The sequence below is a fragment of the Tsuneonella sp. CC-YZS046 genome (genome assembly GCF_035581365.1).
Classification (GTDB): Bacteria; Pseudomonadota; Alphaproteobacteria; order Sphingomonadales; family Sphingomonadaceae; genus JAWKXU01.
This window is the reverse complement of the sequence record NZ_CP141590.1, coordinates 2,802,209-2,823,835: the sequence shown is the minus strand read 5'-3', so window position 1 is coordinate 2,823,835 and position 21,627 is coordinate 2,802,209. Positions and strand designations below refer to the sequence as shown.

Annotated in this window: 9 protein-coding genes; all 9 read right to left on the bottom strand. The window is 63.7% G+C overall.

Annotation, left to right across the window (positions count from 1 at the left end; translation table 11 throughout):
* Positions 1-77: 77 nt before the first annotated feature.
* Positions 78-12,752, bottom strand: a complete 12,675-nt coding sequence (locus U8326_RS13890) for a filamentous haemagglutinin family protein (protein ID WP_324740946.1) — start codon at positions 12,750-12,752, stop codon at positions 78-80.
* Positions 12,749-12,928: a hypothetical protein gene (locus U8326_RS13885; RefSeq protein ID WP_070933758.1), complete on the bottom strand. Its 180-nt coding sequence runs from the start codon at positions 12,926-12,928 to the stop codon at positions 12,749-12,751. Before U8326_RS13885 ends, U8326_RS13890 begins: the two co-directional genes overlap by 4 nt.
* Positions 12,928-13,512 (bottom strand): hypothetical protein, encoded by a 585-nt coding sequence (locus U8326_RS13880; RefSeq protein ID WP_144062083.1) that lies wholly within the window; start codon positions 13,510-13,512, stop codon positions 12,928-12,930. Before U8326_RS13880 ends, U8326_RS13885 begins: the two co-directional genes overlap by 1 nt.
* A gap of 214 nt (positions 13,513-13,726) precedes the next feature.
* A complete protein-coding gene (locus U8326_RS13875) occupies positions 13,727-15,505 on the bottom strand; it encodes a putative porin (RefSeq protein ID WP_015460400.1) in 1,779 nt (592 codons plus the stop codon).
* Between the two features lie 52 nt (positions 15,506-15,557).
* Positions 15,558-16,259: a cell envelope integrity protein TolA gene (locus U8326_RS13870; protein ID WP_015460401.1), complete on the bottom strand. Its 702-nt coding sequence runs from the start codon at positions 16,257-16,259 to the stop codon at positions 15,558-15,560.
* Positions 16,260-16,409: 150 nt separating this feature from the next.
* A complete protein-coding gene (locus U8326_RS13865; RefSeq protein WP_015460402.1) occupies positions 16,410-16,826 on the bottom strand; it encodes an ExbD/TolR family protein in 417 nt (138 codons plus the stop codon).
* 23 nt (positions 16,827-16,849) lie between these two features.
* A complete protein-coding gene (locus U8326_RS13860; protein ID WP_015460403.1) occupies positions 16,850-18,601 on the bottom strand; it encodes a DUF2341 domain-containing protein in 1,752 nt (583 codons plus the stop codon).
* 2 nt (positions 18,602-18,603) lie between these two features.
* A complete protein-coding gene (locus U8326_RS13855; RefSeq protein ID WP_015460404.1) occupies positions 18,604-20,196 on the bottom strand; it encodes a ShlB/FhaC/HecB family hemolysin secretion/activation protein in 1,593 nt (530 codons plus the stop codon).
* 413 nt (positions 20,197-20,609) lie between these two features.
* Entirely contained in the window at positions 20,610-21,563 is a 954-nt protein-coding gene (locus tag U8326_RS13850) for an AraC family transcriptional regulator (RefSeq protein ID WP_324740943.1), read from the bottom strand.
* Positions 21,564-21,627: the final 64 nt, after the last annotated feature.

Genomic DNA, 21,627 nt, shown 5'->3' with positions numbered 1-21,627 from the left:
GGTAGTCCGGGACGGCGGCAGTGGACTGCCGCCGTCCCGGTGGGAGCGGGCCGACCATTCGGCCCAAACTGTTCGGCTTACTCGCCGAAGCCGAGGAAGCGGACGTTCAGGATCGTCGGGATCTCGGTCCGAACCTGCGGCCGCGCCCGCTCGGCCAGCTCCGCCGCCTGATTGGCGACGGCGCTGGAGGCCGAGGAGGCCGAGGTGAGCGCGCCGGTATTGACCGCCGCGACCACCGGGATGCCGGCGGCTTCGCCCTGCACCTTGATGTTGGCGGCGTTGAGCACCTGGAGCGCGGCGAGGTTGATGTTCCCCGACACGCGGATGCCCGCTTCGCCCGCATCGATCGTGCCCAAAGGCGCGATCAGGTCGATGTCACCGGCCGGCACCTCGGGAATCGGGTTCAGCGTGGCGATGCCCGCGCCGGACGAGGGCACCTGCGGGGCGAGGCGAACATTGCCATAGGCGTCATATGTGCGAAGTGGCGGGGTATACAGCACCGTGGTGTTCGCCCCGCGTCCGGCGTTGATGTCGCCCTCCTCGGACCAGCCGAGGATGCTGCCGCCATAGGTGGTCATGATGCGTGAGAGACCGAGCAGGAGCGATTGTTCGCTGAAGATGCGGATATCGCCACTGCCCTGCGTCATGACGCCGGCGGTCTTCTGGTCCTCGTCGGTCATCACATTCTGAACGCCGACGACGATCTGGCCGCCGGGCGCCATCATTTCGATGTCGCCGCCGAAGTTGGTGCGAACGCCCGAGCCGCGATACATGATGATATCGCCGCTGCGGTCGATGACATTGCCGTCTGCATCCTTGTCCGGGAACAAGGTAGCGACCGCGAGACGCCCGCGAAGATAGGAACCGAGGCGCGGGCCATCGGCGTCGTTATATTCGCGTCCGCCTTCACGCAGTTCCGAGAAATAGACCTGCCGCAGGAAGATGCGCTGTTGCTCCGGTGAGAGACCGTCGAACCGCTCCTGCACCTGTGTCAGTAAGCCGGACTGCGCTTCATTCAGCGACGCTGCGCCATCGGCATAGCCATAGTCGAACATATCGGTCGAGCGCAGCAGGGCCGAGAGATTGCCCTGGTTGGTCGCCGCATCCTTGAAGCCCAGGGCCGAAAGGCGCTCCCCGAGCTGTGCGGCGGGAAGCTTCACGCCATTCGCGTCGACCAGCCCATTAGCGGAGACGAATTCGGCAAATGAACCCTCAGCGACGTAGCCGTAACGGTCGAACAGCCAGGCGGCGAGTTCGGCGTCATAGACCTTCACCAACTTGCCGACGCTCTCGACAATGCCCTCGTCGGTCACGCCATTCTGTTCGCCCAGAGGACGCGCCGGATCGGCCAGCCGAGACGGATCGAGATAGAAGTCCCGCACCGCATCCCAGTTCACGCCGGTCATGCCCGCTATCAACGCGATCGAGGCGCCATCGGACGTATCATCGGCCCGGATCGGCCCGATCGAGGTGAAGGAACCCCGATCCTCCTGGAGGATGTTGCGCCCCGCTGTGACCTCAAGCGTCCCCGGACCGGCAATGTCGAAGTTGCTGTAGATGATGTCCCGACCGGCCGAAATCACCGAAACATCAGTATCGTTGCTGTGGACGATGAGATTGGATGCGCCCACGGTGCCGCTTGCAACGATGTCACGCCCAGCAGTCATGCGCAGCGGGCCTCCGCCGACATACCAGTCCAACAAGGTGCGCCCACTTCCCGAATTAAAGCTGAGCATTTCACCACTGCCCAGGCCGACGATATCGCCCCCGACAGCATAGATTCGCACAGGAAGTCGATCAGCCCAGTTCGACGACGAGACGGCAGCTGAGTTGGGTCCGAAGGCGAAGAGCGAATATGTATCGTTCCACGTCTTGAGTTCGCCATTGTTGGTTGCGTCGATTGCCGAACCATCGAGCGAGAGGTTCATGGCGCGTTCGCTGTACCGGCCATCTTCGCGTCCGACAAATGCCGGGTTAAATGGTGTCGGCAGGAGCGTGTCGGTGAAAGACACGCTGATTACATGGCGCGACGCGAGGTTTGAGGAACGTGTCAGATCGCCACCATAAATGGACCCTGCTGCCAACAATGAGAGTTCGCCGGAAGGCGAGGGCGAGAGGCGGTCGCGGGTCACGAGATCATTCGTCATGCCTGCCGATGCGCCGAAATAGAGATCTCCGCCCATCGCCGTGACCCGCAGAATCGCCGGCCAGGTGTCGGCAATGTCGGCCGCGGCGATCAGTGTCTGGCTCGTTTCGATCCCATGCTTGCCCGGCGCGATGTCTCCGCCTGCCGACTGTAGATTGATGGCAGTGTGATCGGTCCAGAGGCTGAACCAGCTGTTGCCGCCGCCCCCATAGTTGACCCCATTCACCGTGAAGGGCTGCGTATTGAGACCGATGCTGCGTGTGGCGTCGCCTGCGCCGGCAATCACCTGGTCGCCAAGGGTCCGCACCGTAAAGACTGAATCGCCCGGCACCAGTGTGACACCCGATAGCGCCTCCGCCTTCGTGGTCTCGAACGGATCGGTGCCGCGCGGATCGAGCGGATTAGGAAGAGACATTGAGCGATAGCCGGCCTGTACGGCGCCGATCGAATCGGCATCAACACTGGTCGATCCCCGCAGGTTGACAATGCTGCCACCGAGGCTGGCTTTGGCATTGGCGGCATCACCTTCGACATAAGGATTGAGCGCCCCGCCGATCCTTATGACCATGTCACCGCCCCCGGTGAGCCTCAGCGTGCCGTCCGCTGCCACACGACCGGTCGAACCAACAGCCAGAACAAGGCCTTCGCTACGACTATCACCATAGTTAAATGAAGTGTTTTCACCGCCACGCTTGGCCGTGCGGCCCGCATCTCCGCCAATACGAACTGTCAGATTGCCTCCGCCAAGCGTGCCGAAGCCGGTAAAGCCGGTTATTGCCGGGTTCGCAATGCTGCTGCCATTTGCCGAGGAAACATAGGTGCCGAAGTTGATCCACCATGCCGTCGGGATCTTTTCATCCGTGACGGCGCCACCCGAACCCTGCCGCCACAACCAGTTGCCGGCGACCGCACTCGATTGATAGCTCTGCCCGTTCTCCAGCATGCGGAAACCCAGGATATCACCGACTAGATCGCCGCCGGCCGTGATCGCCAGATTGCCCCCACCGTCAGGATACCAGGCATGATAACTGGCAAGGGTGGCCGAATAATCTGTATCGCCGCCAAGCACCACGCCAGTTGGCAAGGTTCCACGCCGAAGGTCGTAGCCATCGCCCGGATCGGTCGCCGTGCCGGCAGTATAGATTCCATAGAGCGAGGACATGCGGATGTCCCCCGCCGCCGTCAGCGACAGATCGCCCGTACCCGTTCGGATCACGCTGATACCCGGCGCGACATAATCATATCCCGTCCAAACCTTCGGCCCACCGCCTTCCTGAACGAGGCACAAATCAGGGAAGGGAGCGCACCAGGCTGCTTGTTCATCTTCTGACACGGGCTCGCCCGCAGGCATTCCCAGCCAGTTGTCAGGCGCCCAGACAATCTGGTCGCCGCCTGTCTGTTTCACGGCGCACAATGTCGAATCATATTCGCACCATGACGCTTCCTCTTCCGAAACCGGCGTGCCGGGCTCATAGCCTAGCCAGTTGCCGTCCGCCCAGACGAGTATCTCGCCACCGACTTCCTGCATGGCGCACAATGTCGAGTCATACTCGCACCATGATGCCTCCTCTTCCGAAACCGGCGTGCCCGGTTCGTAGCCCAGCCAGTTACCTTCTGCCCATACGAGTATCTCGCTGCCCGTGCTACTGAACGTCGGCGTACCACTATAGTGGGTGTCTGCCAGCCGAATCGTCCCGACCGAGGCCGGATCGAGCGCCTTGCGATCAGCCGAGGCGACATCTGCCCCAGCAACGAGTTGGAAGCTCCAGCTGCTGGTGCCCGAAGCCAGCATCGGGGCCACGGCCCAATTGCGATTGATGAATCCCTGATCGGATGGACGGAGGTTGATACCAAGATCATCGACAAGTTGAACGTCCGTCATTGACGGGATGAGGGCCCCACGTGGCAAAGTGATCCGTTCGTTCGTCACCATTTCGACCGGCAAGGGCGCGCCCTTGGGCCAGATCAAGGCATCCACCGCTGCGCTGCTGGAGAGCGCAGTGCCCGCGCCCAGCTTCATCCCCGGCGTCAACGTCACCATATTGTCGAGCACCATCCCCGCAGAATAAGCCACCGATCCATCGGCATTATAGATGTTGGCGGATAGGGCAGATCCGGCGCCGAGCGTGAGCTGTCCAGTCAGCGCCACGTCGACCGGCAGCACCGTGCCGGCGGGAAGAGTGAGAGCGCCAACGGGCACGTCATAATTCAGCGTCGCTTCCCGCGGGAAAGTCGTTCCCGTATCCAGCACGACACCGTCGATCGGAATGATGATATCCCCACCAAAGGGAGTGAGGCCGCCGACGAGTCCGTTAGGACCTTTGGTTTCCGTGAGCACCCATCCATCGTCATCAGCCGTGGCGGCGGGTGGCGCGAAACCGTCAGTGATGCTGCCTAGGATGTTGAGGTCGCCGGCGGCCCGCAGCACCAGTACGCCCGGCTCGCCGAAACCGCGCAGCGCCGGATCGATCCGGTTGGCTTCCGGTCCGTAACGATAGCCCGACATATCGAGGTCGCCGAGCACCGTCAGCGTTCCTGAAGGATTGACCGCTGCATTGCTCACGATCTCAACACCAGGGCGCAGATGATATTGTCCCAGCCCCGCCAGGCGAGCGGAAAGCGCTGCATTGCCCAACGCCAAATTGATGAAGGTGGTGCTGTCGAGGTCAATCCGGTCGAGATAAGCCTGGGTGACAAGCTGGGGCCGTTCGCCGGAAACGTCCGGCAGATCGGCCAGCGGCGCATCGTCATAAGTGCGGAAGGCATTGACGGCGATCGACTTGGCGCCTTGGATGTCTACCATGCCGCCCACGTCTATTGCGACGTCGTCCGTTGCCGTGCGCTGCGCGTTCAAGTCGAGCGAGCCCCGTGCTGCGCCATCGTTCTGGCCAGGCACATCGGTACCGGCACGCAGGTCAATCCGCGCGCTGTCGCCGAGGACCAGCGTACCCGCCGTGCTGGAGAGATCGACAACCGCGCGGTTGGGGCTATCGATAATCTGACCATAGCTATCTACGCGAAGACCCGTGCCATGGGCATCGAGCGCGCCGTTGACGACGAGATCGCCAATGGCCGCAAGACGGATTGCGCCGACCCCCTGACCGCTGGCATCAATCGTCCCCTCGATGGTAAGGCTGCCACCATCGAGCACAATCTGAACATCTTGCGCCTTCACGCCGTCACCCACGGTGAGGTCACCTTGTCGGATGCGAAAGCGCCTTGCTCCGAAAACCTCGCCTGCGTTAAGCTGGGTGTTTAGCTCTCCGAAATCCGCAAGGGACTGCGCCTGGACCGCCAACTCCGCTCCGTTGTAGGCGATTTCGGAGCCTCCGGCATCGGCCCTGCCCGTAGCGGAACCGAGAATCGTACTCGCCAGATCGACATGTCCGGCACCTGTGCCAAGTGCGGTGACACTTATCGTGCCCGCGCGATTGTTGACGGCGGACAGGTCAATGATCGAACCGGCGCTGGCAGAGATATTGCCGCCCGTGCTTTCCATCAGAAGATCGCCGCCCCAACTATACTGCGTGACGTCAACCATCTCGACCGCTCGACCCGAAAGATCGATGCGAGCCAGGTCGCCGAGCACGAGGTCGCCGCTTGCCGACAGCGTGAGCTTTCCCGATGGCAGGATCACCGCGCTGTCAATCGAAAGGTTGCGACCGTAAATCGCCAGCTGCGCCCCCAGCGCATCGCTGGCGACCTCACCCGCCACGCCCTCCGGCGCCATCACGCTCACGTCGCCGCCTGCCCTCACGGTGAGCATCGATCCGGCTTCCCCGGTCAGCACAGGAGCAGTGACGACAAGGTTGCCGCCCTGATAATCCCAGCCCTTACCGGTCACATAGTCGCCGCGTGTTTCATAGACCGAAAGCATGCTTTTGCCGCTGCTGACAATACGCTCGGCTGCTGTGAGGTTGACTTGCCCGAAGCCGAGCACAAGCCGCTCATCGATACCCGTGGAAGATTGGGTGTTCGCCCCATGACCGAAGAGGATCGAGTTCGCCCGGATATCAAGCATGCCCTTACCCAGCAGACCGGCGACCGGAGCGCCTGCCTCACCGTCCGTGCCGGTCCAGATGAATTCGCCCGCGTGGATCGTCGCGACATCGCTATCGGCGCCATAACCAAAGATAGCAGGCGTGCCGAACACGAGTTGATCGAGCGACGAGGCATCAAGGTCAACCGCGCCATAGACATTGACCGCTCTTGTTGCATTGAGCTCCAGCATCTCGACCGCCGGCGCGTGCGTCGCGTTATTCCCCGCCAGGATCTCGGCAAGGCGGGTCTGGTTGAGTTCCAGCCCATCCGGCAACTGTCCGCTTGCCTCGGCTGCCGCCAGCGCCGCACTCTCTCCCAGATTTACCGAGGATACGCCCAGTACCAGCCTGCGCGTACCATATGCCACCTTCTTCTCGATGGTGAGCACGCGATTGGTCGCAAGAGCGATGGTCCCTTCGGACAGGAGTTGCGTCGTCCGGTCGCAAGCATCGGTCACGCATGCTCCAACATTAACGTAGAGGCCATCGGGAGAATTGGGATTTTCTTCCTGAAGGAACAGATTGAACCACCCGTTGGAGAGGGCCAGCACGCCGAGGCCGCCGAAAATATAGCCGTCGTCGGAATCATAGCTGGATTCACCCATGCCAATGGTGCTGAGAGTGGCCCCTTCCTCGATCGTCAACGTGCCCCCGTCATTACCCATGGACTTTGAACCGGCCATAATAATGTCGGCGGCGGAGATCGCCGCGCCGCTGCGGATGGTTAGCGAACCCTCGCCATTCACAGTGACGTAGCGGCCGCTCTTGCCATACAGGCTGGACAGCGTGGCATTGAGGATGAGGCGCGGCGCTTCGAGCGCACTTAGCGCGCCCGCATCAACCGACGCGGAATCCAGCCCCGCCGATGCTTGCGCGCCGGTCGCCACGACCTCGCCGATGCCACGCACCTGCACCGCGCCAGCGTAGCCTTCGCTATCCTTCGCAGCCGCAAGATTCACGTCGCCCAGCACTCGCAGCGCCAAGCCGTCCGCGCTGTCGGTGCCGCGGGTGAACGCAAGATCCAATGTCCCGCCATCGGAAGTCATCATCGCGCGCGGCATGCCCAGTCGGGCGGCATCGGCCGCGACGAAGGCGTTGTAGCCCATCTCGTTGTAGCCGGAATGCGCGCGTACAGCGTCCGCGGAAGTCAATGTCACCCGTCTAGGCAGGGTATCCCGTATCGCGGTATTGGCGATGCCGAGTGTACCCTGCGTCAGATAAGAGCCGTTGCCGATCGCATTGACACCCGAATAGCCGCTGGTCATTCCCGCACCGATCTCAACACGGAAGGCGCCTGGCAGCAGCGCGTAACTGGATGGCATCAGCGTGTATGTGCCGGCAGCGAGACCGGGTACGCTCTCAAGGATTGTGATCTGTTGCCCAACCACCGGATTCCCATACCCAGCATCGGGCGCGACGGGAGCGTAGGAAGACCTGCTTGAAGGAACTATCGCGTAAACGGCATTGCCACTCGCGCTCGCGCCATAGCCTGGGTTGGCATTGATCAGCGCGGTCTTGAGGATATCCACCGATCCGCCCCGTCCGCTCATGAAGCCGGCGCCGGCAAGATCCCCACCGCCCGAAAGATCGAGCAGCGCTCCGCTTTGCACATCGAGACGAGCGGACTTCACTTCGAGGCCATGACCCCAGTCCGTACCGCTGATGGCGGTGAGTGCAACGGGCGAACCATTGTAGTCATATTCGATGCCGTCGACAGTTCCGCCATAAGGCATCGTCAGTCCGGCGGCACTGATCGAGGTCTCACTGCCTGGAAGCAGGTTGACCAAGGACGTGACTTGTCTGTTGAAGGTCGAACCGATCGTAATCAATCCGAAGGGCGCGCGCACCACGCCGCCCTGATTGATGGTTTCGGCACCCAAGGCTAGCATGCCAAAAGCGGAATAGGGCATTTCGGCAATACTGTCGTCGTAGCGGAGGATCGTTAAACTGCTACCTGCCCGAAAAGCCTCACCCTCTCCCTGATAGCCACTCATGATTCTGCCGCCGACACCCGTTGCCGGATATATTTGCGCTGCTGTGAGGGTAATGTCGCCCGAGGAAGACAGTTCCGTAGTGGCATTGGTCGGCAATCCGCGCCCCGGCGTGCCTGCAAGCATCCGCAGGTCGCCGCGGCTGGTGAGATCGATCTGCGCGAAGCCGCGCCGATCCAATATCTCACCGGTCGATTGATCGGCAGTGCGGGCGCCGAAGCCTACCCGATCGCGCACATCGATCAAATCGGCTACGACCGAGAACAGCGCGTTCGTTGGCGCCTGCGATATGCCGTCGCCCCAGTGAAGCGAAGGCATCTCATAATGCTCAGGACCTATGCGCGTCGTGCCGGCCAGGCGCAGGTAAGGAGTCGCAATGGATACCCGGCTATCCTCTGCGGCGGCGACCGTCAGCGCATATGTGCCCGCATAAAAACGAGCGCTCTGGCCCAACGAGAGTGTGACGCTACCGTCAAACGACAGCGCGCCGTTCACCAACAGCGAGACGTTGTCGAAACCGCCAGCCTCGATCCTGTCGGCTCCGAAATATCCGGTCCCCGCGACAAGGTCACCATGAACTCCATTGACGCCGAAACCTTCAGGAAGCAGGCTTTCGCCCTGCTCCTGCGACAGTATGAATTCACGCGGTCGGAGCAGGTCCGCATACGCTTCCCCCACACGATAGGCCGCCGATTCCAGCGCAAGGCCAAGCGTTCCGCCCGCAGCGCCTTTACCGCCGGCCTCGGCCTTCACAGTGCCGTCCAGATAGAGCCCGACATTGGATTTGGCGACAATCGTACCGCCGTCACTGACAACCTGCGTCGTAATAGAGGGCATACCCATCGTAGAAGGAAGGTCGAGTGTCGCCTGCGTACCGGAGGCATCGAGTAGCGCACCAGTTTCGATGACGATGAACGCATCCGCAGCCTTGGCCGAGCCGGTGTCCTCCCAATCAAGGCCGCCACCGAGGGCGATCGTTCCCCCATCCGCAACAATGCCGTAACGGCGCCCCAGCCTGTCCACGGCGGTAGCAGAGCGGGCGGCGACATCGATCACAGCTTCGCTGCCGATACGAATCAGGCCCGGTTCGGGAGAACCGTAGCCATCAGAAACGGCTGTCGCCAGGCGAGGAACATCCAGCGTAACATTGCCTCCCCAAGCGTAAAGGCCGCCATCGACCGCAATATTTTTGCCTAGCAACGTGATGGATTGGCCAGGATCGACATTTATCGCAGCTTGGCGTCCAATGAGAATTCCGCCAATAGCCTCATCGCTTCCAGCCGGCGCTCCCAGCGTGGCGGAGATAGTCAGGCTTGCTCCCCCCCGCCGGGTCAAAACGCCATCTACCGGATTTTCCAAATAGGTGGGTGGCGTCCAAAGGTCGAGCGCTTCGGACAGCGGCGCGCCGGTAGCCGCATCCGGCGCGAATTCGCCAAAAAGCAACACCGGCATGACTACGGACAGATCCGTGCCATCGGCCACTGTCACGCCCTTGCGTCCGACTAACTCGTAACTAGCGAAACCGGTCTGAAAGATCGCAGTATCGACTTGTGTGCCGCCCTGTTCATCGGCCGCGCCAACAGTGAACGTCTTGCCGGTTTCGAGATGTAGCGTGCCGCCGCCCAGCACGCCGACGCCACGTATTTCCCCGTCGAGCAGGAGCGTGCCATCCGGCGCAACAATAGCATTATAGCCATCCGCAACGAGCGAAACGTCACCGCCGGCTCCGCCCCTTGTATCATTCTGGGCGAGGATCGCTCCACCAGATGAAACATCTATCAGGCTGCCTTCCGCCAGAGCCAGATCATGGGTAGAGGCCAGGGTGACTTTGCCGCCATCGAGATAACCCAGCTTTCCAGTGTCGGAAGCATTGAGGGCGGTATTGACCCACAGGCCGGTGAGATCGAGCGTTACGCCTTCACCGACCGCGATAAGCGAGCCCCCATTCCCATCCAGGAGAACCTGTGCGCTGCTTCCATAGTGATTGCTTGCCCGGTTGGTCGCATTGATCGAGCCACTATGGGCGGTGACGTCCGCATTGAAGTCAATCGTTGGCGCAACCAGCTTTAGCGCCCCGCCATCGGCCAGTGTCAGGGGATTGTCGATGGCGATCACGCCGGTTGTTTCGATGTTGAGACCGCCGAGACCAGCCTGATTGAGCAGGCCTGCGTCGAGCCAGGCGGTGCCGTTCCGCTCTTCAGGCAGTGCGTCCCCCGTCGCGAGATGCTTAGCGATGCTCGCAACATCCGCGATCTTCACCTCCACTGAATAGGGGTTGGTGTTACTCACCAACAGGTCATAGCGCCCTAAAGCCAGCGACCCCGGCTGCGCGCGGGTATGCTGCGCCACATCATAGCCATCGGTGATGCCATCGGCGCGCGCATTGACCTGCCGCTCGCCCTCGATCACCTCGGCGATGATATCGCCTTCCATGATGGCGGTCGGCGTCGAGAGAATGAGCTGGCCCGCGTCGCGCCCGACCGTATAGCCATCACTCCAGCGCCGCACGCTGCGCGCGCCCGATATCGGGTGGGACCAGACCTGGGTGTATTGTTCGCCCCAGCGCGAATGCTCGCGCACGAAGGCATCGCCCCAGGCGACCATCTTCATGCCGGCCGGCGCATTGGCGAGATCATAGAGCTTGCCGTCTGCGCCCAGCACACGGGTCGAAAGCACCCAACCGGCCTGGTAGTCGAGGCTGCCGCCGGATATGTCGAAGGTCGCGCCGCGCTGCGCCACCACCTCATTGGCAGCGAGCGTGATCGTGCCGCCGATCGCCGCCCATTCACCGATGCCATGGGCCATATTGTTCAGATGACCACCCACCTCGAGCAGGCCGCCCTTAGTGTACCAGCGATCGCCTTCATAGCCGCCGGTGCCGTCCGGAAGCAGAACCAGGTCGCGCACATCGATCCAGACGTCGGTGCTACGCAGATTGGCGTTCTCGCGGTTCTCCGGCGAATCCCGCAGCTCATTACCCTGAATGTTCACAAGGATGGAGTTGGACTCCATGTCGAGGGCGATGCCCTGAACGCCCGAGACGTCGATCAGCGCCCCGTCCTCGGCGGTGATGCGTCCAGCCGCCTGCACCGCGACCTGACCACCCTGGGCGCTGGTCTGCGATCGGCCTTCGAACACGACGTCACCGCCGGTGACAATTTCGATGCGCGACTGGTCCAGGCGATCGGCGAGCAGCGAGCGATCGTCAAACCCGCCATTGGTGGTTGTATAGCGATTGGTATTGGCGGTCTCGCTCTGTTCGATCAGCGAGTCCCGCTGGCCGTTGAGCGCGGTATCCTCACTATCCAGCTCCGGCAGGATGATCGTGAGACCTTCGCCGGACCCCACCACCTTGCCGTCGACATCGCTCAGTTCCCAGCCGCTGGCGAGCGTCACCGAGCCCTCGGCGTCGCTCACGCTGTTCAGCAGATGGATCGTGCCGCGCTGGTTGACGCCGGTGGTCGCAACGAGAACGCCTTCCTGCCGGATCGTGCGGCCAGCCAGCGTGATGTCGCCCTGGGCAGCTTCGATCAGGCCGCGGTTGATGACTGTCCCGCTGGTGGACTCGGCATCGATCAGCCCGCGCACCTCATTGCCGCGTGTCGTCGAATATTGGTTCTCCTCGGTGCCGTAGCCCCGACGGATGATGAAATCATCGCCGGCCGACAGCAGGGTCTGGCCCTTTGCCGTGACGATGCTGCCTTCGTTGGTGACCTCGGTTCCCATGAGCATGACATAGCCGCCGCCCTGGGTGGCGCTGGCAGGCGCATGGGTGGTGATCTGCGCTCCGGCCTCGATCGTGATCGCGCCGCCCGCATCGCGGAAGGAGGGCAGATAGTTGGCGCCGGAGAGCTGCGAATAGATGCCGCGATTGGTGTCGAGGAAATCGCTGTCGAGAATATTGGCCGATGAGGCGATCAGATTGCGAACATTGACCACGGACGTGCCGCCGAACAGCACGCCGTTCTGGTTGAGGATCAGCACCGTGCCGGGCGCGGTGAGCGTGCCGTGGATCTGCGAGGGGCTGGCGTCGCGCACGCGGTTGAGCACGACGGCGTCGGCGCCATAGGCCTGGTTGAACACCAGATCGGTTTCACGGCCGATATTGAAGCTGTCCCAGGTGAGGATGGCGCGCTGCTGGTCCTGATCGACCGTGACCGTGGTGCGCCCGTCCTGGCCAGCGCTCTCAACCGGATCATTGGCGCCTTGCCACAGATTGGGATCGATCTCGATGCCGGGCGCCTGCCGAAGCCCGCCCTGGCCGATGCCGTTGGGGATAGTGTTGATGGCGTTCTGCGCGGCGATACGTGCCTGCACCTGCGCGTCGTTCATCTGGGCGCGGGTCTGCGCCGCGCGGCGCATCGCCTCGACTGCCCGCTGGGTGGCGCTGTTGCGCTCGGTCACGCGCTGCGCTTCGGCCTGCGCGACGCGGGCGGCCGCTGCCGCCGGATTGCCGCCGCCACGGCCCTGGCCGATGCGGTTCGATTGCGCCTCGGCGGCGCCGGCGAGCAGAAGGGAGCCGATCGAAGCGCCGATGAGCAGACGCGTGCGAAGCGAGTGGTTGGTGTTCGTCATTGTTTTGGCTCCAGCATCGTTGCGGCAGGCGTGGCGGCCGCATGTTCTTGAATGTCGCGAGAGGTCGGGATGGCCGCGCCGGGCGGGCCGTCACCGAGCAGGAAGGCGGCGAGAAAGAAGGCCAGCACCCATGGGACGGTGCGGCCAAGCTCCTCAGCAAGAATTGCGCGGGTCATCAGCGCGGTCCCCGTGTCGTGGGCGGACGGCTGTTCGGCCGCTCCGGATGGACCGACCGGCCCAGCGCATCACCCATGCGCAGCCGGGTTGCGGCCTGATGGGCGACGCCGACCTGAACATCGGGCGAGCCGGCGCCCGGCGTCGGCGCTTCAAGCCCGGCGCGGCTTTCAGCCTGGGCGGCGCGCGCCGCCTCCTGAAGACGGCCCGTCGCGCAATCGAGATGCCCGGCGCGTGTGCCGGCGATATCGACGATCACACAGGGCTGCGGGCCGGAGCCGCTGATACGCTGCGGCGCGGGCGCGCGCACTTCGGCCGGATCGAGTTCGATCGCCAGCGGGGGCGCCTCGGCGCTCGTCTCGGCCGTCTGGGCAAGCGCGCTGCCGGCGAGAAACAGGGTGGCGAAAGACGCCAGCGCAAGCGAGGCTCGCCCGATGAAGAGCGTGTCGGGCGAGCCCGCCGTCACTGCGCGGCGCAGGAACTGGCGTGAACCAGTGCGCGGGTTCGGGAAAAGGGTGAGCGGGCGCTGACCGATGGCCAGCGCCGCTCCCGCCGCACGGGCCGGCCGTTGGCATAGCCGGTCCATGACGGCCTCCTGCACCGCAACCTGGTCCTGTCCGTCTTTGGGGGAACCGGACCGGATCAGGCGAGTAGCGGCGCCGGAGATCTGGAAAAGGTGCGTCAACGCCCGGTCCCGCCCGTTGAGGGGGCCGGACGGAACCGGACGATTGCGATGGCCGGCGCCGTGGGAGCGGAGCGCAGTCGAGACAATCAGGAGCGTTGACGTGGACATGTCGGCCTCAGAACCGCGTCATGAGGTCGATGAAGCCGCGATCGACGCTGAACGGCGCAGACGCGATTTCTTCAGCCGACAGCCAGCGGAAGCCGAGGATGGTGTTCCTGGCGATCGCGTAATTGCCGCCGATCTGCCAGCCGCGATTGTTGGTGCCGCCGATGTGGAAGTCGCTGTCGGCAAACGCGTCGACCACCGCGTCGCTTTCGAGGCGGCGATAGGCGACCCAGGCGTTCCAGTCGCCGCGCTTCGCCTGCCAGTCGCCGGCGAGATTGAGGTTCATCACCGAACCCACGGTCAGGCGGGCCTGCCAGCCGGTATCGCCGCCGTCGTAGCCACCGTTATAGGTGTCACCATTGGGGCCGAGATTGTTCCAGGCGACGGCGGAGATCACATCACGGTCCCAGCCGAGATTCTTGACGAAATCGCCTTCGAGCCGGACGCCGAAGCGTTCATTGGCGCGGTATTCGGCCTGGGCGCGGATGTGGAGCAGCTCGAACTTGGACGCGAGCCCGAAATACTGATTATCCGGTTCCAGTTCGGGATTGGGCGAGCCGGTATAAAGCGGATCGCGCAGCGCCATCATCGTATTGCCATGCTGCTGGAAGGCCGGACGCAGGGCGTCGGTCGAACAGACCAGCTCGGTCCAGTAGCAGGGCTCGGACAGACGCCCGGCGATATTGTCGAAATGATAATAGCCGCCGGCGAGCTTCACATTGAGCTGTTCGGTCGGGTTGAACTCGACCCCGGCCTGCGCCGCGAACAGATAGCGATCCTCGCTCTTGAACGGCCGCCCGGTGCCGATCTCGCCGCCCGTTTCCGGATCGATGATCGTGGGCGCATTGCGGGTCCCGAAGTTAAGATCGGTGTTGAACACGGGGAAGGCGCCGAGCGTGCCGAACAGACGCACGCCATTCGCAACAGCGCCCTGGCCGGAGATCGCGACGCCGTCGAAGTTCATGTCGTTGTCGAAGACGAGATCCGACGTCCACAGCGGATTGGCGAAGCGGCCGAACTCGAGCGCGACATTCTCGGTCGGCGCGAGGCGGATCGAGGCACGGTCGAGCCAGAGATGATATTTGCCGCTGCCGTCGGCGCCCATCGTCTGGTTGGTCGAGACTGGCGAGCTGCTCGCACCCGTCGCGAGGCGGATATCGGCGGTGATCCAGTCGGTGATCTGGGCCTTGACGCCGAGACGCGCGCGCAGGCGGAAGCGCTGGCGATCCTCCAGCGTGTTCAGGAACGGCGCATCGATATAGCCGGTCGAGCTGGCGTTGACGTTCTGCGGCTGTCCGCCGTTGATCGCGCCATAGTCCCAGAAGATGTCGCCATTGGCGTCGTCATAGCGGCGCGCTTCGCCGCGCACCCGCACATCGCCATAAAGCTGGATGCGGCGCGTCCATTCCGGCGTCTCACCGGGACGTGCCCAGCCTTCGGCCTGCGCCTGGGTGCCAAGCTCGGCGCGGACATGCTGGGCGATCTGCTCGCGCACCACCGGCGAGACATAGGTCACGGTCTGGGTGCCGTCAGCGGCGACACCGGGCTGCGGGAGCGGCGCCGGCGCCTGGGCCCGCGCCTGGACGGTTGCGGCCCGAGCATTGCTGATCATCCGATCGGCCTGTTCGCGGGTGATGATATTCTCGGCCACCATCTGCTCGATGAGCTGACGCGGATCGATGCCCGCATCGTCCTGCGCGAACGCCGGCGAGCCGAGAAGCGCAGCGCCAGCGGACGCCGCCAAAAGCAGAGATTTAAGGCGGCCTGTCTGGCCGGGAACCTTCGTCATTATGTCTATCCCCTTCGAGAGAGTGGTCACTGGGTGCTGCGCGGACATGCGATCAGCCTCCCGAGCGGCTGTTGATTTCGAGGCGCATGACCGGGAGCCCTGCCGGCGGCGGCGGGCAGGTCGTTCCCGAAAGCACCTCACGGATGCGCGCGGCGCGGCGGTCATCAACCCCGCTGACGCGGGCGTCGGCGATCCGCCCATTGGCGGCCATGGTGACGGCAAGCTCGGCCCTATAGCGGCCGCGTGTCAGTTCACGGTCAGCCTGGGCGGCCCGCTGGATGCAGCTCTGCGCCTGCGCGGCATAGGCCCCGAACGGATTGCCGCCGCCGGGGCGGCCACCGATGCGGGTGCCTGATCCGTCTCCGCGCGCCAGCCCGTAATTGCTCGGGCCCGCGCCTTCGCGCGCCGTCAGCGCATTGTCGCCGGGCGCTGGATCATTGCTGGCGTCGGGCGGCGGCGGCGTATCGAGCGGCTGCTCGATCGGCGGCGCGATGGTCGGCTCCGGCGGCTGCTCGACCTGCTGCGGTTCGGGCGGCGGCGGAGGGGGCGGTGGCGGCGGCAGGATCACCTGCGTCGTCCGCATTTCATTGGGACGATCGGAGACGGTCTGCTTGCCCAGGAAATTATAGCCGATCACAAGCGCCAGACCGACGCCGACCACCACCAGCACGCGTCCGAAGGTGATGGGCGATGTCTTGCGGCGGCCCCGGGGCCCATTGGGGCTTCCGGGGGCGATCAATGCGCCTGCGGCCATGATCGCCTCCCTAGGTCGTCAGCCGGACGATCGAGATCGCCGCAAGCGTCAAGAGGATCGCCAGCGCCAGCAGAAACCAGGGCCGCCGATTGCGACGACGAAAGTGGCTTCGGGAGCGTTTGACACGCATGGTCCATCATTCCCTCCGCCTCAGTTCGCGCTCGGCGGGCGCGTGGACGCCATGCCAAGGCTGGGGACGCCGACCTTCGAGCAAAGGTCGAGGACCTGCATGACCTTGTCGTACTGGACGGCGCGGTCACCGCGCAGGATCACCGCCAAGTCCGGCGTCGTGGCGATCGAGGAGCGCAACTGGCTCTCCAGTTCGGCCATCGAGACGGGGATGGCGTCGATCGACACGGTCCCGTCGTTCGATACCGCGATGACCCGGCTCTTCTGCGCCTCGAGCGTCTTGGCCGAGGAGGCGGATGGGAGGTCCACCTTGATCCCCTGGACTGCCGCCGTCGTCATCAGGATGAAGATGATCAGCAGCACCAGCACCACGTCGACGAACGGGGTGATGTTGATTTCATTATACGGCTTCTTGCCGCCACCGACCTGCATACCCATGGCCTGATCTCCTTAAGTTGGGGTCAGGCCGCTTTGGCGGGGACGGGTGCGGGAGCCGGCGTGTCCTGCCAGGTCTCGGCGATGCGCTTCTCCAGCTCGTCCACGAAGATGTCGTGGTCGGCGGTGAGTTCTTCGATCCGGCTGAGCAGATAGTTGTAGCCGAACAGCGCCGGGATCGCGACGGCAAGGCCCGCCACGGTGGCGAGCAGCGCGGCGGCGATACCCGGCGCGATGGCGTTGATGTTGACCTCACCGGCAGCGGCAACGCTCGCGAAGGTGATCATGACGCCCAGCACCGTGCCGAGCAGGCCGATGAAGGGGCCGCCCGAGATGGCGATGGTCAGCAGCACCAGCTTCGAGTTGAGCTTTTGGCTTTCGCGGACGCGTCCGGCGTCGAGGGCCGAGCGGATCGCCGCGATCGACTGGGCGCGGATCGCAAAGCGAGAGCCGGTGGCCTTGCCTTCACGCAGGCGCTCGGTGAGCTCGCGGCGCCCGATATTGTAGAGACGACCGAGCGTGGACTCCGCGGCGGCATTGCCCGGATCGAACGCCGGGAGGCCATCATGATCGCCTGCGCGCCGCGAAAGCTGGCTATAGGCGTCGATAAAGGCCTCGTTCGCGCTGCGGACGCGGCTGATCAGCAAGCCCTTGGTGATCATGATCGCAATGGCGATCGCGAGCATGAAGGCGCAGATGATGATGACGATCCAGGCGTCGAGCGTCAGCGCCGAGAAGAGAATGCCGAAATGGTTGTGGCCGCCGCCGGTCTCGACCTGCTGGGGCGTATCGGTCGTCACCAGACGCGAGGCCTGGCCTTCACTGGCGGCGGCGAGCTGGAACAGGCTCTGCGGCAGAGCCGCGCCGGCCACGCGGAATTCGTCGATCTCGCCGGTGAAGCCCTGACCGATGACGGCGGCGCCGGTCGCAGCCGCGAGCGCGCCCGCCACTTCGCCCGCAGGCTGGCCATTGATGTAGAGGGTCGATTTGGCGCCGTCGTTCACCAGCGCGACATTGGCCCAGCTATCGGCCGCCAGAGCGCCGCCATTGCTGCGCGTCCCATTGGCGTCGATGAACAGCTGGCCGCCTTCCGCGACGAGGCTCACCGCACCCGGCAGGCTGAAGATCGCGCCATCGCCCGAGGGTTTTACCCAGAAGCTGATGGAAAGCGGGCCGGAAGCGAAGGCGGACGCGGGCAGCGTCACCGGGTTCGCGCCATCGAGAATGAGGCTCGATCCGATCAGGCCGCCCGCGTTCCGCGCTTCTCCGCCAGTGGCGTGGGCGCCATTGGCGGTGGCGTCCCGAGGAGCTCCCTCGTTGTCGAAGTGATAGACAAGGCGATAGTCGGCGCTGAAGGTGCCGGCTGCATCCTGCGCAGCCGCCGCGCTTTCATTGCCATAATAGGCATAGATCGCGGACGCCTGACCCGGCTGAAGTCCCTGGACATCAACCCAGACCAGCGCCTGCTCGTCCTGCGGCGACCAGCGCTCGATGTGGAACTTGAGCGGCGTGCGATCGTCGCCAGCGACAAAGCGCAGGTCGGAACCGTCCGCCTTCACATCCTTGAAGCTGAAATTGCCCGAGTGCAGGCGAACCAGCACCGGCGCGCGCGTGACTTCGCCGGTGATGCCGGCGGCGTCGACGTTGAGATTGATCCTGGTGCGATAGCTGTAATCGGCCTCCCACCAGGCATGAGCCGGAGCGGCGAATGCGACAGTCGCGGCCAGCGCGACGCCACCGGCAACCGCACCCTTTTTGAGACGTGCAATAACGGACATGATTAGAATTCCCCCTGGATGCGGAAGCGAACGAAGATGTCGCCGGACTCGGATTCCGAACCCGACCTGAGCGGAACACCGGCGTTGATCGCGCCGGTCAGATGGTTGAAGAGCTTGAGCCGTGCGCCGAGGCCGGCGCTGGAAAGCCAGGTGTTGCGGGTCGCAAGCTGGCTTTCGAGCGGCTGGTGGATGCCGACATAGCCACTGTCGATAAAGGCGTGGAACCGCAGCTCATTGATGAGCTCGCTGCCGAGCATCCGGCCTAAATCCGGCGAGCGCAGTTCGGTCTGATAGGCAAAGCCATAATCACCGATCGCCTCGGACTCATAATAGCCGCGCACGCTCGACATGCCGCCGAGCGAGAAGCCTTCGTTCGAGATCAGCGGATCGGGCGACCATTGGCCGGAGAACCGCGCGTTGAGCTGAAGATCGGGTCCGAACGTCCGCGTGGTCTCCGCGTCGAGCTTCAAGGCGATGAAGCTCTGGCGGGCCATGTAACGCTTGGCGTCGAAGCGCTCCCAGGGATCGCCGAGACCGCGGATGCCGAAGGTGCCCGAAACGGTGATATTGCTGTTCGAGCGATCGCCCGCCCAGTCGCCGCGCCAGCTCGCCATGACCGGGAAATATTCGATCGGGGCGGACGCACGGTCGGAACCGAGGATCACATCCTCCTTAAAGTCCTTCCAGTCGAAACCGAGCGTCAGCGAATGATAAAAGCCCTCGCTGGACCCGAGCGACTGGATCAGCCGGGCGCCGATCATGTTGCCCTTGCCGACGACATTGGTCCCGCCGACCACCGCGATGTCGCTGTCGGAATGGACCCCATAGAGCAGGAGCTGCGTGCCTTGCCCCAACCGCATCAGATAATTGCCGGACAAGACGGTGCCGTCGTCGGTGCGCTCGGGGGCGGTCTGAGCGGACAGACTTAGGGAATCCCCGCGTCCCCACATATTGTCGTAGCGGATTGTCGCGGACGCCCGCAGATCGGTCGTGGCCGATGAACTGAAATTGTTGAGCTCCGCAGAGGCATGGAACGGCGAGCTTTCCTCGACCTTGAGGACGACATCGAGCGTTCCGGGCGCTTCGCCGGCACGTAGTTCCGGCGTGACGCGGCGATTGGGATTGCTGTTGAGCGCGACGACATCGCGCTGGAAGGCGGTCAGGTTGGGCGTCTGGCCCGGCGCGACCGAGGGCGCCATCGCGCGCAGAGCATCGGCGCGTCCCGTGTCGCCTTCGACGAGCAGCTGGCCGATGGCCTGTTGCTGAACAGCCAGTTGCAGAACCCCGCCGTCGACGGATTGTTCAGGCACATAGACAGAGACCGCCACATAGCCGGCATCCTCATAGGCTTTCTGCAAAGCCGCCCGTGCGGCCTCCACATCGGCCTCACTTCGTCCCGGCCCCATGAAGGGCAGGATCGCCCGCTCGACATCGTCAGGCGCAAGGACGGTGTTGCCCTTCACCTGAAACGCCATGATGTCGAACTGAGCGCCTGCATCGGCGGGCGCGCCCGTGGCGTCGCCGGCCACACCGTCCTGGGCGAATGCCGGGGCTGCGATCAGGCCTATGGCGACGGCAAGCGCGACATGGCTCACAGCGCGACGCCGGTGATCTTTTTCAAACCTCAAAACCTGTACCCCCTGCCGGAAGCGCCGCCACGGCTTGGAGCCGAACGGCGATCGGTCGCTGTCGTCCCATGGCTGGCGCACGCAAAGATTCGTGCTGCATTGCAGCGCCAGTTGTCGATGCGCTCTTAAGAAGGGATGCGGGAGAGTCTCAAGACATAACGCATGAACAAATGCGTTTCGTCTCGCCTAGGTCGTTTAGTATGTAAGTTGTGTTACAGGGATCGCTGGTATACGTATTATCGTAATGCCACAGGCGAATCACTTGATAGTAATTTATGTCGAATAATATTGTATTTTTACTTCATTGCAGCAGAAATTGCGCCCTGACTATTCGTCGGGACGCTGAAGAGAATATTGTCTCCCAGGGGCGGGAGGAAGGTTCAGTCGCGCATGGCGCGAAAGGCCCGCGCGCGGGTCTTGCTCGGCGTTTCTCCAAAGTGACGTTGATAGGTCCGGCTCATCACGCCTGGCGCGCCGAAGCCGGCGGCGAGCGCGATGTCGCTGATAGATCGGCTTTCGGTCACGCTTTCGAGGCGGGCTCTCACCCACTCGATGCGGATTTGCTGAACGAGCTGGGTAACGGTGTTTCCAAGGCAGGTTCGGAAGTTCCGGCGCAAGGTGCCAGGCGTCACGCCCACCATCGGCGCCAAATCGTTGATCGTCCAACTGTGCTGCGGGTTGGCGCGGATATGCTCGACGGCCCGCTGCACCGAGCGCGCGACGGGAAAGAGCGTGTCAGCAGCCGCATCCTCGCGCAACCGCTTCACCAGTCCATCAAGCGTGCGCTGCTCGAGCACGCGATCGTCCTGGCCGGGCTCCGCCGCAACCGAAGCGCGCGGCAGTTGGGCGCCCAGATCGTCGAGAGACCAGCCGAACAGATGATCGATCGCCGCGAGACGGCGCGGACTGCCAAGCACGCGCGAGGCGGCCGACTGGATGGCGGCGCGCGGAATATGCAGGAAGAGCGCGCTCGAACCGGCGGCGCAGACAACGGCCGTCCGTGTAATGGCGCCAAGGAGCAGCGCCGAACCAGCGCTGAGCGTCTGCGCTTTCCCCTCCGTCACCACCACGGCCGTCCCGGTGATCGGCATGACGATGTGGACGGTCGCGTCGGTGGAGGAGAGCGCAACAACGCGCTGGCGCGGAAAAGCCCGATAATCGAAGTCGAGCGGACCGAGCTTGAAGCGTTGCCGCAAGACCGCCGGGCGTGCCGCTTCACGGACGGCAACCGCGTGACGATGGGGCGCGACTGCACGCACGGATGGCAAGGCGATCGCCCTGTTATCCGCGTCATGCGTCTCCAATCTGATGGCCATATTCGGGTTCATGGTCATGGTCCTCGACTGGAAGACCAATCTCGCGACATCGAACGAAAGACTTTTTTCGCTTCGAGGCATT

What these genes read in the sequence shown, in the direction of transcription:
- U8326_RS13860 (WP_015460403.1), bottom strand. Translation starts at nt 18,601, where the DNA reads ATGTCCGTTATTGCACGTCTCAAAAAGGGTGCGGTTGCCGGTGGCGTC.
- U8326_RS13875 (WP_015460400.1), bottom strand. Translation starts at nt 15,505, where the DNA reads ATGACGAAGGTTCCCGGCCAGACAGGCCGCCTTAAATCTCTGCTTTTG.
- U8326_RS13865 (WP_015460402.1), bottom strand. Translation starts at nt 16,826, where the DNA reads ATGGGTATGCAGGTCGGTGGCGGCAAGAAGCCGTATAATGAAATCAAC.
- U8326_RS13885 (WP_070933758.1), bottom strand. Translation starts at nt 12,928, where the DNA reads ATGACCCGCGCAATTCTTGCTGAGGAGCTTGGCCGCACCGTCCCATGG.
- U8326_RS13850 (WP_324740943.1), bottom strand. Translation starts at nt 21,563, where the DNA reads ATGACCATGAACCCGAATATGGCCATCAGATTGGAGACGCATGACGCG.
- U8326_RS13890 (WP_324740946.1), bottom strand. Translation starts at nt 12,752, where the DNA reads ATGACGAACACCAACCACTCGCTTCGCACGCGTCTGCTCATCGGCGCT.
- U8326_RS13880 (WP_144062083.1), bottom strand. Translation starts at nt 13,512, where the DNA reads ATGGACCGGCTATGCCAACGGCCGGCCCGTGCGGCGGGAGCGGCGCTG.
- U8326_RS13870 (WP_015460401.1), bottom strand. Translation starts at nt 16,259, where the DNA reads ATGGCCGCAGGCGCATTGATCGCCCCCGGAAGCCCCAATGGGCCCCGG.